General features: G+C 56.8%; 11 protein-coding genes. 6 read left to right on the top strand and 5 right to left on the bottom strand.

The window, feature by feature from the left end:
- Window positions 1–3: 3 nt before the first annotated feature.
- From BJF97_RS17770 to BJF97_RS17780, 3 genes are read right to left on the bottom strand one after another with little or no spacing between them, the layout of a single operon-like run.
- Window positions 4–843 (bottom strand): carbohydrate ABC transporter permease, encoded by an 840-nt coding sequence (locus BJF97_RS17770; RefSeq protein ID WP_009651976.1) that lies wholly within the window; start codon window positions 841–843, stop codon window positions 4–6.
- A 9-nt stretch (window positions 844–852) separates the two neighbouring features.
- Window positions 853–1794: a carbohydrate ABC transporter permease gene (locus tag BJF97_RS17775; protein WP_077253363.1), complete on the bottom strand. Its 942-nt coding sequence runs from the start codon at window positions 1792–1794 to the stop codon at window positions 853–855.
- A gap of 11 nt (window positions 1795–1805) precedes the next feature.
- Entirely contained in the window at window positions 1806–3095 is a 1290-nt protein-coding gene (locus BJF97_RS17780; RefSeq protein WP_032694109.1) for an ABC transporter substrate-binding protein, read from the bottom strand.
- 525 nt (window positions 3096–3620) lie between these two features.
- On the opposite strand from BJF97_RS17780, the gene BJF97_RS17785 reads away from it, so the two are divergent.
- Both BJF97_RS17785 and BJF97_RS17790 read left to right on the top strand, forming a co-directional pair.
- A complete protein-coding gene (locus tag BJF97_RS17785) occupies window positions 3621–4859 on the top strand; it encodes an alginate lyase family protein (protein ID WP_032721098.1) in 1239 nt (412 codons plus the stop codon).
- A complete protein-coding gene (locus tag BJF97_RS17790) occupies window positions 4859–6871 on the top strand; it encodes a heparinase II/III domain-containing protein (protein ID WP_032694110.1) in 2013 nt (670 codons plus the stop codon). Before BJF97_RS17785 ends, BJF97_RS17790 begins: the two co-directional genes overlap by 1 nt.
- A gap of 14 nt (window positions 6872–6885) precedes the next feature.
- Here the strand turns inward: BJF97_RS17790 and BJF97_RS17795 are convergent, their stop codons facing one another.
- A complete protein-coding gene (locus BJF97_RS17795; RefSeq protein ID WP_004103292.1) occupies window positions 6886–7065 on the bottom strand; it encodes a YoaH family protein in 180 nt (59 codons plus the stop codon).
- Window positions 7066–7155: 90 nt separating this feature from the next.
- On the opposite strand from BJF97_RS17795, the gene pabB reads away from it, so the two are divergent.
- From pabB to BJF97_RS17815, 4 genes are all read left to right on the top strand, one after another.
- Window positions 7156–8511: an aminodeoxychorismate synthase component 1 gene (pabB, locus tag BJF97_RS17800; protein WP_032694111.1), complete on the top strand. Its 1356-nt coding sequence runs from the start codon at window positions 7156–7158 to the stop codon at window positions 8509–8511.
- A 3-nt stretch (window positions 8512–8514) separates the two neighbouring features.
- Window positions 8515–9093: a CoA pyrophosphatase gene (locus BJF97_RS17805; RefSeq protein ID WP_004852034.1), complete on the top strand. Its 579-nt coding sequence runs from the start codon at window positions 8515–8517 to the stop codon at window positions 9091–9093.
- A gap of 162 nt (window positions 9094–9255) precedes the next feature.
- Window positions 9256–10620 carry an L-serine ammonia-lyase gene (gene sdaA, locus BJF97_RS17810; protein ID WP_032694112.1) on the top strand — a complete coding sequence of 455 codons (1365 nt, stop codon included), beginning with the start codon at window positions 9256–9258 and terminating at the stop codon, window positions 10618–10620.
- Between the two features lie 131 nt (window positions 10621–10751).
- Complete coding sequence (locus BJF97_RS17815; protein WP_032694113.1) at window positions 10752–12317, top strand: EAL domain-containing protein; 1566 nt, start codon at window positions 10752–10754, stop codon at window positions 12315–12317.
- A gap of 38 nt (window positions 12318–12355) precedes the next feature.
- Here the strand turns inward: BJF97_RS17815 and yoaE are convergent, their stop codons facing one another.
- Window positions 12356–13915 (bottom strand): CNNM family cation transport protein YoaE, encoded by a 1560-nt coding sequence (gene yoaE, locus BJF97_RS17820; RefSeq protein ID WP_004852040.1) that lies wholly within the window; start codon window positions 13913–13915, stop codon window positions 12356–12358.
- Window positions 13916–14202: the final 287 nt, after the last annotated feature.

Raw genomic sequence — 14202 nt, forward strand, 5'->3', positions numbered from 1 at the left:
CCCTTATCCTTTGACCGCGCCGGACATAATCCCGCGATTGAAATGTTTTTGCAGACCCAGATAGACGATGATGCTGGGCAGCATCGCCAGCAGCGTAATGGCGATAAAAATGTTCGGCGTGATGCTCTCATCGGTACGCAGCGTACCGAGGATCACCGGAATGGTATTCAGGCTGTCCTGGTTGACCACAATCAGCGGCAGCAGGTACTGGTCCCAAATCATAATAAAGCCGAAGGTCACCACCGTGCCGAGCGCCGGTTTTACCAGCGGCAGAATGACGTGGAAGAAAATCTGCCATTCGTTGGCGCCGTCAATCCGCGCCGCCTCCTCCAGCTCTTTCGGTATCGCTGACATAAATTCGGTCAGGACAAAGATGGAGAACGCCCAGCCGACGACCGGTAAAATCATTCCGAGATAGCTGTTGTAGAGCGAGGCGTCGATCAGCGGCAGCCGCCAGTTGATAATCATGTACAGCGGAATGGCGATGACCTCTTCCGGCAGCATCATGGTGGACAAAATCACCAGGCTCACCAGCGCTACGCCGCGAAACTTCTTCCGCGCCAGGGCGTACGCCGCCAGCGCGCTGACCGACACCTGCAGAACGGTGCCGAAGAACACCACCAGAATGGAGTTCAGCAGATACTGCCAGACGCCGATATCCATCCACGCGAAGATGAAGTTTTCCAACGAGAACTGATGCGGCCAGGCCAGCAGCTCGCCCGGCTTCACAGGCGCGCCGCTGAATGCCGTGGCGACGATGCCCCAGAACGGCCCGACAAAGACAATCAGCAGCAGCGCGTAGATGCACCAGCGCCCTGCTGTATCCCAACGTTTGCTTAACATCGCGGCTCCTTAGTAACGGGCGATACGTTTTTTCAGCGTCAAATGACAGATGGTTAAGATTACGGTGAAGGTAAACAGCAGGAACGACACCGCCGAAGCGTAGCCATAGTCAAACTGCTCAAAGCCCAGCTTGTAGATGTGGGTCATGACCATTTCCGTGGCGTTAGAAGGTCCCCCGCCGGTGGTGGCGTACACCTCGGCAAACACGCGGAAACCGCGAATGAAGGAGAGCATCAGTACCACCGAGAGCGCCGGGATCATGCCGGGCAGCGTGACGTAGCGCAGGCGGTTCCACCAGCTGGCGCCGTCGACGTTCGCCGCATCGTATAAATCGCGGCTGATTCCCGCCAGGCCGGCAATAAAGATCACCATGTTGTAGGGCACCGCTTTCCAGATATGCAGCAGCATGATGACGCCCAGCGCCTGATCGGAGCTGGCAAGAAAGCCCTGGTCGGCGACGCCAAACCAGCTGAGGATGTGGTTAACCACGCCGTTGGGCGTCGGGTTAAACAAAATGCGCCACATTTCGGCGACGATCGCCGCGCTGGTAACCGCCGGTAAAAAGATGGCGGTTCGAATAAAGCGCAGATGGCGCGCCGGGCCTTCCAGCAGCATGGCGAGGAAAAACGCCAGGATAGCCGCGGCGAACATCGTTACCACCACGTAAAGCAGGGTATTCACCACCGCCGCGTGCAGCTCTGCGTCGGCAAAAGCGCGGGTGAAGTTATCGAGCCCCACCCACTCGTTGGGCTGATTAAAGTTAACCTTGTAAAAGCTCATCACCAGACCCTGAATCATCGGGATAAACTTAAACCAGCTAAAAATAATCAGCGCAGGCGCTAAAAACAGCCACGGGCTCAGCGCCCGCTTACGCTTTGCGCTCAGCCATCGGGTCGAGTCAGGCGAAGCGGCCTGCTTTATCGGCGAGGACTTCGTCTCATGCAGCGTCATAACCTATGTCCTCAGTTAGCCAGCACATTTTGTTTTTTCAGCTCAGCGTTCACCTTGCCGTCGAGCGTCTTCAGCTCGCCGGGAATATCGCTGCCGCAGTCGGCAAAAATCCGGTTAAAACCGTCGGCGGCCACCTGACGCACCGGCGTCCAGTTGGGAATTTGCGGCACGTAGCGTCCCTGTTCATTGTAAAGTCTGGCGAAAGTTTCCCAGCGCGCGTCCTGATACACGGCTTTGACGTCGACGTTCTTATTCACCGGCAGACGCACTACCGGAATATGCTGGCTGCCTTTACCCATGCCGATCTCCTGGCCTTCCGCAGAGATCATAAATTCGATAAATTTTCGCGCCGCCTCTTTCTGTATGCTGCTCTTCATCATAAAGACCGTGGTGCCCTCGGCGAGGGTGGCTTCGCCTTTCGGCCCCGCCACCGGGATCACTTCGAAGTTGTCTTTACCGGGGTCTTTATCGAACAGCGCGATATGGTACGGCCCGCTGAAGAACATGCCGCTTTGCCCGGAGCGGAAGGAGGAAATAACGTCGGCGGTGGTGGCGTTAATCGCGCCCGGCTGGGTGACTTTGTCGCACATCATGGTGCGCATAAAGGTCATCGCCTGAGCCACTTCCGGCGTATTGAGCGAAGCGCTGAATTTTCCGTTCTCTTCTTTAACGAAATCACCACCCGCCTGCCAGATAAAGCTGCTCATAAACCAGCTGGCGTAGCCGCGCGTCGTGGAAGCGGGAACGATAAAGCCGTAGGTATCATTTTTGCCGTTACCATCGGGATCCTGAGTGGTGAAGGCTTTCGCCAGCGTCTGGATATCATCCCAGCTCTGAGGCTGCGGCAGCCCCAGTTTTTCACGCCAGTCTTTACGCACGAAGAGCGCGAAAGTTTGCGCCGAGGTCGGCACGCCGTAGTACTTACCGTCGATATAGCGGGTACTCTTCCATGCCGTCTGGAATAGCTGGTCGCCGCCCGCGATCGTCTGCGGGTCAATTTCTTCGGCAATACCCAGCTGGATGAACTGCCCCAGCGACGCCGCATCGTTAAAAATCAAATCGGGTAAGGCGTTGCCAGCCGTGGCGCGCGCCAGCCGCTGTTCAAAGTCGGTGGTGGCGTTGAAATACGCGATTTTGATACCGGTTTTTTCTTCAAATTTTTCCGCCTCCTGTTTGTAGATATTCTTCGAGTCATTGCTGGCGCGGATCCAGACGTTGAGAGTGGTGGTGGCGTAACTTTGACTAACGCCGAGCCCGAGTGCGGTGAGAAGTAACAGTGAACGTAATTTACAGGCAGACATGATGGCATATCCTTTATTGTAGGGCACAAAGGTAATTAAATTCTCAATTAATACACGAAAAAGAATTTGAATATCGCTCAGGCGTTAATACAGCTGGCGCAAGAATTATTTCCATTCATTAGATAGAAATGTATTTCCCAATACAACCGTATAAAAAAGAAATTGCGTTTCAAAAACAAGAAAATTGAGACAGATCACACACGGAAGTGACAAAAAAAGTGACAAAAAATAAATAATCATAAAAATCAATTGATTATAATTTTACTGATTTTGTTAAAAGATTCAAAAAACAGAGAAAAACGGCAAAAAACGTGATGTACGCTGCATTAAAAGCGTCATTATTTATCCAAAACGTTAAACTTGAAGGACATCACAAAAAAAATCACTTTGTCTTTTACACTGCTCGCCATCGAATATTTAAATATATTGTTTTTAATTACACCGCCTGTTTCACGCGTTCTTTAAATACGCGTCAGGTATAATTCTGTTGTTATCTTTTCTCATATTTGCAGAAGGGTTATCACGATGAACTCAATACCTCGCCGAGGTTTGTTAGGCATTGCGCTGTTTTGTTCCGGCTTGAGCGCCGCCTCGTATGCCGCCGAGCCATATACGCTAGACGGAAAGGATTTAGCCTTTAGCCGGCAGCAGATCGCCGCGAAAGATCCGCTATTTGTTCAGGCGCAAGCGGCGCTGCTAAAAAAAGCCGATCTGGCGCTCAATCATCCGCTGTTCTCGGTGATGGATAAAACGCTGGTCGCCGCCAGCGGCAATAAACACGACTACTACAGCTTTCCGCCTTACTGGTGGCCGAATCCCGATACCAAAGACGGGCTTCCTTATATTCGCAAAGATGGGCAAACCAACCCTGACGCCAATAGCGACGCCACCGATAAGAACCGGCTGGTGAAGATGAGTAACGACGTGTCAACGCTGGCGCTGGCGTGGTACTTCTCTCACGACGAACGCTACGCGCAAAAGGCGGCGGCGCAGTTAAAGACCTGGTTCCTCGATCCCAAAACGCGCATGACCCCCAACCTGCAGCATGCCCAGGCCATTCCCGGCATCAATACCGGACGCGGTATCGGCATTATTGATAGCCGCGCGCTGGTTGACGTCGTTGACGCCATCGCCCTGCTGCAATCCTCCGATGCGCTGAGCGAAAACGACGTTAGCGCATTGAAGCAGTGGTTTGGTGACTATTATCACTGGATGACCACCAGCCAGAACGGCTTTGAAGAAGAGAACTGGCATAACAATCACGGCAGCTATTTCGATATGCAGGCCGCCGCCTTCGCCCTGTTCAGTGGGAAAACCGACGAGGCGAAAAAGCGCCTGTACATCACCCAGCTGCGGCGTATTGCGGGACAATTTGATATTGAAGGCCGCCAGATGGCCGAACTGGAGCGCACGCGCCCGTGGCACTACAGCAATTTTAACCTTGAAGCCTACAACCGCCTGGGAAGGCTCGGCGAGAAGGCGGGCGTCGATATCTGGAACTTCACCCTCGACGACCATAGCCTGCGCAAAGGCTATCAATACATCGCCGGGTTTATTAACAGCGATACGCCGTGGCCCTGGAAGGACCTGGATAAAATGGATGACAAGAAAGCGCTGCGCAATATCGCCACCGCCGCGCACGCCTGGCCGGAAGATCCGCTGTTCCGTGACAAAGCGCAGTGGCTGCGGGCGAAATACCCCGACGATATCACTACGCTCATCGCCCCGCTTTCCGCATCGTCAGAGGTCAGGGATAACCGCTAATGAAACAATTCTCCGGGCTCTGGCCCGACATTGTCGGACGTGCAGCCGCGAATAGCGGACTGCTTGAACGGCTGGTGAAGGATGCTCAGCCGGTATTAGATGCAGCGGTTCGCATTCCGCAGTCAGGGATCGCCAGCTGGAATCTCTACTACTTTTGTCCGCGCCACGGCGTGCGCCTGGCGTGGCGGGCGGATACGCCCCACCAGCATGCCTGCCCGGTCGATGGGGAAATATTTAGCGGTGAACCGTGGGATGGCGCATGGTGGCGCGAGATGAATGGCCGTAACGCCAGCGCCTGTCAGCAGCTTGGCCTGTTATGGCGGCTGACCGGCGAAACGGCGTATCGCGATAAAGTTCGCACGCTGCTGATGGGCTACGCGGATGTCTATCCCGGCTATGAGATCCACGGCGATATTCCCAACAACGGACCGGGCAAGATGAACGCCCAGACGCTGTGCGAAGCCAACTGCATTCTGGAAATGGCGCTGGGTTATGACTTCATTCGCGACAGCCTGGCGCCCGGCGAGCAGCGGCACATCAGTGAAAACCTGCTGCGCTGCGCTGCAGCGTTTTTGCGCGACCATCGTAGCCCGCAGATCCACAACCATGAGGTTAAAATCAGCGCGGCGCTTGGCGTACTGGGTTTCATCCTCGAAGAGGAGACGCTGCTGGAGTTTGCCGTGAACCAGCCGTACGGCCTGCGCTGGCAGCTGGAAAATGGCCTGCTGGCGGAGGGGCTATGGTTTGAAGGCTCCGTTCACTATCACTACTACGCGCTGCAGGGCTTTCTGGCGTTTGAGAAGCTGGCGCGCGGCACCCGCTGGAGCCTGCTGGACGGCCCGTGGTATCAGGCGATGCTGACGTTCCCGCTGTCGCTGCTGCTGCCGGACGGCACCTTCCCGCGGCTTAATGACTGCCTCGCCGGGCAGGAGAAGCTCAATCATCAGGATCTTTACGAGTTCGCCTGGTTTATCTGGCGTGACCCGCAGTACGCCGCGGTGCTGCAGTTTACCGAAACGACGCCCGACGAGCGTGAAACCTTACTGTGGCGCGAACACCCCCTGCCGGAAACGCCCCTGCCGCTGATCCCGCAGCAGTCGCTGTTTGCGCCCGGCGCCGGCCTGACGTTATGGCGGCGACCACAGCAGGCGCTGCTGATTAAGCACAGCCCCTGGGGCGGCGAGCATGACCATTACGACAGGCTGGGGCTGATGCTCTGGCATCGCGACGGCTGGCTGCTCACGGATATGGGCACCACCGGCTACGGTGCGAAAATGCACTATGACTATTATAAAAACAGCGCCACCCACAATACGCTTTCGGTCAATCAGACCAACCAGCCTCCGGCCAATCCGCAGGTGCTAGGCTGGCATATGGATAGCGACTCTCTGTGGCTGGATAGCGAGGTTGACTGGGGGAAGCCGCCGCCGGAGCTCAACAGCCATAGCCGGGTCGAGTGGGACGCGGCGGCCTGGCGAGGCGTACGCTTTCGCCGTCGCCTGCTGTGGCTTGAAGAGGTACTGATCGATCTCTCTACCGTGGAAAATCCGCATCGCCAGCAGCTTGACTGGACACTGCACCTGGCGGCGCGGGCGCTGGACCAGAGCGGTACGCCGCAGCCTTTTTCGCTCAGCGGACCGCTGCGGCACATGGCCAATGCCACCATGACCCCGCTGAACGGCTGCCAGCCGCGCCACTTTGCGCGCGACAAAGACACCGTTGCGCTCTGGCTTTCCGGCGATGGTGAACTCTGGCAAGGGCTGGCGCCCGATAACCCGGCGATTCGCGATCTCAGCTATCTGGTGATGCGCAATCACCTGCCGCAGGCGCGTTTCGTCTGCCTGTGGGATTTCGCTAACCGCGCGCCGCTGACGGAGGTGAATGTGCATCATACGCCAGCCGGTACGCACATTACCTTCTGGCGCGGCGATCGCGTCACGCACGTAACGCTGTACGACGATCCCGGGAAACGACCTGATGCGATCCTTCCGCTCCCGGAAAGCGGCATTTGATCGCAACGGGGGATTTACTCGTCTTCATCCTCAAAGCGCGCCACAATCCGATCCCCGGTATGCGAGGCGCGCAGTTCATCCGCCACTAAAGCAATCGCCTGGCCGCTGCTCATGCCCTGCGACATCAGCTCCTGAATTCGTTCCACTGCTTTTTGCTGCTGCTCGTGGCTCAGCGAAGGTAAACCTGCAAACATGACTGACTCCTGCTACATTGTGGGGCGTAATTATTTCACGCCGTCCGCGCGTATACTAGCGGACGGTAACGATCAGGATTGAAGAAGACGATGTTGTCCCCCGCAATGATTTCCCTGCCCTGGCGCCCGGATGCCGCTGAATACTATTTTAGCCCGTTAAGTTCCCAGCCCTGGGCGATGCTGCTGCATTCCGGTTTTGCCGAACATGCGCATAACCGTTTTGACATCATTGTCGCCCAGCCGCGCGCCACGCTGGTGACTCACGGTCAACTAACCACCCTACGCGAAGGGGAAACCGTCTCAACCTCCGCCGCCGATCCGCTTACGCTGGTGCATCAGCAGCTGGCGCACTGTAACCTGCAGCCGCAGCCTCATCCGCATCTGCCGTTTCTCGGCGGCGCGCTGGGACTGTTCGGCTACGATTTGGGTCGTCGTTTTGAACATCTGCCGGCGCGGGCCGACGCGGATATCGAACTGCCGGATATGGCGGTAGGTATTTATGACTGGGCGTTAATCGTCGATCATCAGCGCCGGGAGGTATCGTTATTCAGCTATGACGATCCGCAGGCGCGCCTGGCGTGGCTGGAAGCACAGACTGCGCCTGTCGCTGCAACCTTTACCCTGACCTCAGCGTGGCGCGCTAATATGAGCCGCGAGGAGTATGGCGAGAAGTTCCGCCAGATTCAGGCTTATCTGCACAGCGGCGACTGCTATCAGGTCAACCTGGCGCAGCGGTTTACGGCGAGCTATCGCGGGGATGAGTGGCAGGCCTTCCGTCAGCTTAACCGCGCCAATCGCGCGCCGTTCAGCGCCTTTATTCGCCTGGATGAAGGGGCCGTATTAAGCCTGTCGCCCGAGCGTTTTATTCAGCTCCGGCAAGGCGAAATTCAGACCCGGCCCATTAAGGGGACATTACCCAGGCTGACCGACCCTGAGCAGGACGCGCTGCAGGCGCAAAAGCTGGCGAACTCGCCAAAAGACCGCGCCGAAAATCTGATGATCGTCGATTTAATGCGTAACGATATTGGCCGGGTTGCGGAACCCGGTAGCGTTCGCGTTCCTGAGCTGTTTGTGGTGGAACCCTTCCCCGCCGTGCATCATCTGGTGAGCACCGTCACCGCCAGGCTGCCCGCTCATCTGCACGCCGCCGACCTGCTGCGCGCGGCCTTTCCCGGCGGCTCAATCACCGGCGCGCCGAAGGTCAGAGCGATGGAGATCATCGATGAACTGGAACCGCAGCGGCGCAACGCGTGGTGCGGCAGCATCGGCTATCTCAGCTTCTGCGGCAACATGGATACCAGTATCACTATCCGTACGCTGACGGCCTGGCAGGGACACCTCTACTGCTCCGCCGGCGGCGGAATTGTGGCCGATAGCGAAGAGGCAGCGGAATATCAGGAAACTTTTGATAAAGTTAATCGTATCCTGCATCAACTGGAGAGCTAGAACATGGCGGACAGCGCCCTCGAACTTGACGATTTCCTCTCACGTTTTCAGCTTCTGCGTCCGCAGCCCACGCGCCACGCGCTCAACCAGCGCCAGGCCGCGGTGCTGGTACCGATAGTTCGCCGCCCGCAGCCGGGGCTGCTGCTGACCCAGCGTTCGCCGCTGATGCGCAAGCATGCGGGTCAGGTGGCCTTCCCCGGCGGCGCGGTAGATAACAGCGATGCAACGCTAATCGCCGCCGCGCTGCGTGAAGCGCAGGAAGAGGTGGCGATCCCGCCGGAGTCGGTTGAGGTGATTGGCGTTCTGCCGCCGGTCGATAGCGTGACCGGCTTTCAGGTTACTCCGGTGGTAGGGATTATCCCACCCAATTTGCACTATCACGCCAGCCAGGATGAAGTGGCCGCGGTCTTCGAAATGCCGCTGGCCGAAGCGCTGCGCCTGGGGCGCTACCATCCGCTGGATATCCATCGCCGCGGCAATTCGCATCGCGTCTGGCTCTCCTGGTACCAGCATTATTTTGTCTGGGGAATGACCGCCGGCATTATTCGCGAGCTGGCGCTACAGATAGGCGCCCGTCCTTAGCTATACTCAAACTGAGACGGCGTTCTCAGCATTAGTAAATCCGCGGTTATCTATTAGTTTAATTCATGTGAATAGATAAGCCGATGACCTGGTTCCCTCTTACACTATGCGCAGTGATTACATCGTTGTCGCACCCGCGACAACCCTGTCAGGAGTGTTAGCGTGATTAGTATATTCGACATGTTCAAGGTGGGGATCGGCCCCTCATCTTCCCATACTGTAGGGCCGATGAAGGCCGGTAAACAGTTCGTCGATGACCTGGTCGAAAAGGGATTGCTTAATGAAGTGACGCGCGTGGCGGTTGACGTCTACGGCTCACTGTCATTAACCGGCAAAGGCCACCATACGGATATCGCCATTATTATGGGACTGGCGGGCAATCAGCCCGATACGGTCGATATTGACGCGATACCGGCATTTATCCGCGACGTTGAAACGCGCGGTCGCCTGCTGCTGGCCCAGGGGCAGCATGAGGTCGACTTCCCGCAGAATGACGGTATGCGTTTTCGCAGCGACAACCTGCCGCTGCATGAAAACGGCATGACCATTCATGCCTGGGCTGGCGAGAAAGAAATCTACAGCAAAACCTATTACTCCATCGGCGGCGGTTTTATCGTCGATGAAGAGCATTTCGGCAAAGAGAGCGCCAGCGAACTCACCGTACCCTATCCGTTTAAATCCGCTCAGGAAATGCTGGGCTACTGCAAAGAGACCGGCATGTCGCTCTCCGGCATGGTGATGCAGAATGAGCTGGCGCTGCACAGCAAAAAAGAGATTGAAGACTATTTTGCCAATATCTGGCAGACCATGCGCGCCTGTATCGATCGCGGAATGAATACCGAAGGCGTTCTGCCCGGCCCGCTGCGCGTGCCTCGTCGCGCCTCGGCGCTGCGGCGGATGCTGGTTGCCAGCGATAAACTCTCCCACGATCCGATGAACGTGGTGGACTGGGTCAACATGTTCGCGCTGGCGGTCAACGAAGAAAACGCCGCCGGTGGCCGCGTGGTGACGGCACCGACGAACGGCGCCTGCGGCATCGTACCGGCGGTGCTGGCTTACTACGACCACTTTATCGAGTCCGTCAGCCCGGATATCTATATTCGTTACTTCCTGGCGTCAGGGGCTATCGGCACGCTGTATAAAATGAACGCGTCCATTTCCGGCGCGGAGGTGGGCTGTCAGGGCGAAGTGGGCGTGGCCTGCTCAATGGCCGCTGCGGGCCTGGCGGAAATCCTTGGCGCCAGCCCCGAGCAGGTCTGCGTGGCGGCGGAAATCGGCATGGAGCACAACCTTGGCCTCACCTGCGACCCGGTGGCCGGCCAGGTACAGGTGCCGTGCATCGAACGTAACGCCATTGCCTCCGTCAAAGCGATCAACGCCAGCCGGATGGCCATGCGCCGCACCAGCGAACCGCGCGTCTCGCTCGATAAAGTCATTGAGACCATGTACGAGACCGGTAAAGACATGAACGCCAAATACCGGGAAACGTCGCGCGGCGGCCTGGCGATTAAAGTTCAGTGCGACTAATCCGTGTCCTACAGAATGCGCCCCCGGGCGCATTCTTCTTTTTCCACGCTATATTATTATCTGCGCCCACTACACTTGCTCTATAACGGCTGTTACTCTCATTAACACTTTTAGCCGACAGGGCGTCGCGCATGCAGACTGCACAAAAAGTTATCACAACCTACCGCAGGAAACGTATCCTGGTTTGCTTGCTGGTCGCGCTACTGACCCTGACGACAACATTAGTGATACGATTTATTTCGCAGCGTAGCTTAAATCAGCAGCGCGTCCAGCTCAGCACCAATAAAATGGTGGCCGCAATGGATAATATTCTGCGGCCCCTGGCGGCCCAGCATGCCACGCTGCTGCAACTTGTGAACCAGCCCTGTCAGGACGTCCACCTCACGTTACGTAAGCTGGCGGCATCGCTGCAAACGGTACGTTCCATCGCGCTGGTCCAGTCTGACCTGCTCTATTGCTCGAGTATTTTTGGCCAACGAAATATTCCGGTTCACCAGTTACAGCCGGCGCTCCCCGCCAACCACGACCTGCTTACCTTCAGCTACGACGCATCGCTGCTTAAAGGGACGCCGGTGCTTATCCAGTGGTATCCCGCTTCGCTTAGCGGCGCCGATGGCGTCCTGCTGGTGATCAATATCGAGCTGCTGGGCGAGTTAATTTTTAATGCAAAATCGCCATTAATTACCGGCATTGGCCTCAGCGTTGGCGATAAAAGCTTTATTGGCGGTTCCGGGCTGATTAAACAGGAATCCTTGCCGGGCGAGCAAATCATCTACCGCCAGTCGTCGACGCAGTTTCCCTTCACCATTAACGTCAGCGGGCCGGGCGCCTCAGCGGTCGCCCTCAATGAGCTACCGGGCGAACTGCCGCTGGCGCTGATAATCAGCCTGTTAATGACCGGCATCGCCTGGCTGGCGACCGCGGGAAGAATGAGCTTTTCCCGGGAAATTAATCTCGGTATTGCCGCCCACGAGTTCACGCTTTGGTGCCAGCCCCTGCAGGACCTGCGCACCCGTCAGTGCTGCGGCGTGGAAATACTGCTGCGGTGGAATAATCCACGCAGAGGCGCTATCTCGCCGGAGGTGTTTATCCCCATAGCCGAAGGCTATAATCTGATCGTTCCCCTCACCCGCTATGTCATCTCCCAGACGGCCCACAAATTAGCCCTTTTTCCGCAGGACAAACATTTTCACATCAGCATCAACGTCGCCGCCCGCCATTTCGCCAACGGCGAACTGCTGCGCGATCTGCATCACTACTGGTTCAGCGCCCATCCGGTACAGCAGCTGGTGGTTGAGCTCACCGAACGCGACGTACTCCAGGATGGCGATCACCATATGGCCGAACATCTCCATTTTAAGGGAGTAAAGCTGGCCATCGACGATTTCGGCACCGGCAACAGCTCCCTTTCCTGGCTGGAAAAGCTGCGTCCTGACGTATTGAAGATCGATAAATCCTTCACCAGCGCAATTGGAATTGATAGCGTCAACGCAACGGTGACCGACATGATCATTGCTCTCGCCCACCGGCTGAAGATTGTGACGGTCGCGGAAGGGGTAGAGACCCGGGATCAGGAAGAGTATCTGCGCGGCAACGGCGTCGATTTATTGCAGGGATTTTACTACGCCCGGCCGATGCCGGTAGAGGACTTTCCGCAGTGGCTGGCGGCGGAAAAGCATCGGGAGCTGAACGCTTAAAAATGCCCGGCGGCCCGAGGGCCGACGGGCATCAACCGTTACTCTTCTTCGTCGTTATACTGTCGCAGCTTGACGACCCGTACCAGATCGACGCGATAGTCGTTGGCTTCAACAATCGTGAACTGCAAAGGTGACAGTTCAAGCACGTCGCCCGGACGCGGAATATGGCCGTTGACGGCAATCACCAGGCCGGCAACCGTGGCAATATCTTCGTCCTCATCGACCAGATCGTCTACCCCCAACGCCTGCTGCAACGCATGCACGTCGGTTGAACCTTTCACCAGCCAGCCGTCGCCGTCGATGACAATTTCCGGCGTTTCGTCAGCGTCCGGGAACTCGCCGGCAATCGCCTCCAGTACGTCCAGCGGCGTAACCAGCCCCTGTACGACGCCAAACTCGTTAGTCACGATGACAAAGCTACCGCGGGCGCGGCGCAGCACGCCCAGCAGATTGATCGGGTCCAACGTTTCCGGGACCACAATCGCCGGCGAGGCGGAAGCCAGAGCGGCAACGTTGTCACCCGCTTCCAGCGCCACCAGCATCTCTTTCGCCCGCACGATACCGATGATTTCATCCAGCTCGCCGCGGCAGACCGGGAACAGGCTGTGCGGTGAAGAGAGCAGCTGACGGCGAATTTCCTCTTCGCTTTGCTCGGCGTTTACCCAGCTAATTTCCCCGCGCGGGGTCATAATGCTGCGCAACGAACGCTGGGCCAGGGTCAGCACGCCGTTAATCATGTAGCGCTCTTCTTCCGCAAACGCGCCTTCGGGGATCGGCACGACGGACGCGCTATCGCTATCATGCGCCGCGGCGCTTTGCTTACGCCCGCCCATCAGACGGAGGATCGCATCGGCAGTGCGCGCGCGCAGAGGCAGGGTCGATTGATGACGAATAAAGTTACGGCGCGCAATCTGGTTAAAGAACTCGATGGTTATCGAGAAGCCAATCGCGGCGTACAGGTAACCTTTCGGTATATGGAAACCAAAACCTTCAGCCACCAGGCTCAGGCCGATCATCAGCAGGAAGCTCAGACAGAGCACTACCACCGTCGGATGCTGGTTGACAAAATTAGTCAACGGCTTCGAAGCCAGCAGCATCACCGCCATCGCGATCACCACCGCCGCCATCATCACCGGCAGGTGGTTAACCATCCCGACCGCGGTAATCACGGCGTCCAGCGAGAACACGGCATCCAGCACCACGATTTGTAGTACCACCACCCAGAAGCTGGCATAGCCTTTACCATGACCGGAGTCATGCTGGCGGTTCTCCAGCCGTTCATGCAGTTCGGTGGTCGCCTTAAACAGCAGGAATATCCCCCCGAGCAGCATGATCAGGTCGCGTCCTGAAAACGAGAAATCGGCAACGCTGAAAAGCGGTTTCGTCAGGGTCACCATCCACGAAATAACCGACAGCAGACCCAGGCGCATAAACAGCGCCAGCGAGAGGCCGATCAGGCGCGCCTTGTCCCGCTGCTTTGGCGGCAGCTTGTCGGCAAGGATGGCGATAAACACCAGGTTGTCGATACCCAGTACGATTTCAAGGACGACAAGCGTCAGCAAACCGGCCCAAATAGAGGGATCCATTAAGAATTCCATGAGCAGCTCCAGTTAACGGCAGGCGTAGTCATCGCTGTGTCATGCACAGACGAGACACTTGTTGCTGGTGAAAAGACGTAGCAGGTGGCGGCGGCAAACGCGTGCCGGAAGGTGAAAAGACGTCGGTGACGGTCCATATAGCGGGCTATGCCCTATACTCCTGAGTAATTAAACGGAACGTAAACATAGCAAAATATAGAGCATAATTGGAAAAAATTTACCTGTCTTTGCAATAGCTAAGACTATTTTTTGCGCTGCAAAATAATTACCAACAGATGCATAATTAG

It is taken from the genome of Klebsiella sp. LTGPAF-6F, assembly GCF_001753185.1.
In the GTDB taxonomy this organism is placed as follows: Bacteria; Pseudomonadota; Gammaproteobacteria; order Enterobacterales; family Enterobacteriaceae; genus Klebsiella; species Klebsiella michiganensis.

Bases quoted from the DNA above. Each gene is read 5' to 3' on its own strand.
- BJF97_RS17770 (WP_009651976.1), bottom strand. From the start codon at position 843: ATGTTAAGCAAACGTTGGGATACAGCAGGGCGCTGGTGCATCTACGCG.
- BJF97_RS17775 (WP_077253363.1), bottom strand. From the start codon at position 1,794: ATGACGCTGCATGAGACGAAGTCCTCGCCGATAAAGCAGGCCGCTTCG.
- BJF97_RS17780 (WP_032694109.1), bottom strand. From the start codon at position 3,095: ATGTCTGCCTGTAAATTACGTTCACTGTTACTTCTCACCGCACTCGGG.
- BJF97_RS17785 (WP_032721098.1), top strand. From the start codon at position 3,621: ATGAACTCAATACCTCGCCGAGGTTTGTTAGGCATTGCGCTGTTTTGT.
- BJF97_RS17790 (WP_032694110.1), top strand. From the start codon at position 4,859: ATGAAACAATTCTCCGGGCTCTGGCCCGACATTGTCGGACGTGCAGCC.
- BJF97_RS17795 (WP_004103292.1), bottom strand. From the start codon at position 7,065: ATGTTTGCAGGTTTACCTTCGCTGAGCCACGAGCAGCAGCAAAAAGCA.
- pabB (WP_032694111.1), top strand. From the start codon at position 7,156: ATGTTGTCCCCCGCAATGATTTCCCTGCCCTGGCGCCCGGATGCCGCT.
- BJF97_RS17805 (WP_004852034.1), top strand. From the start codon at position 8,515: ATGGCGGACAGCGCCCTCGAACTTGACGATTTCCTCTCACGTTTTCAG.
- BJF97_RS17815 (WP_032694113.1), top strand. From the start codon at position 10,752: ATGCAGACTGCACAAAAAGTTATCACAACCTACCGCAGGAAACGTATC.
- yoaE (WP_004852040.1), bottom strand. From the start codon at position 13,915: ATGGAATTCTTAATGGATCCCTCTATTTGGGCCGGTTTGCTGACGCTT.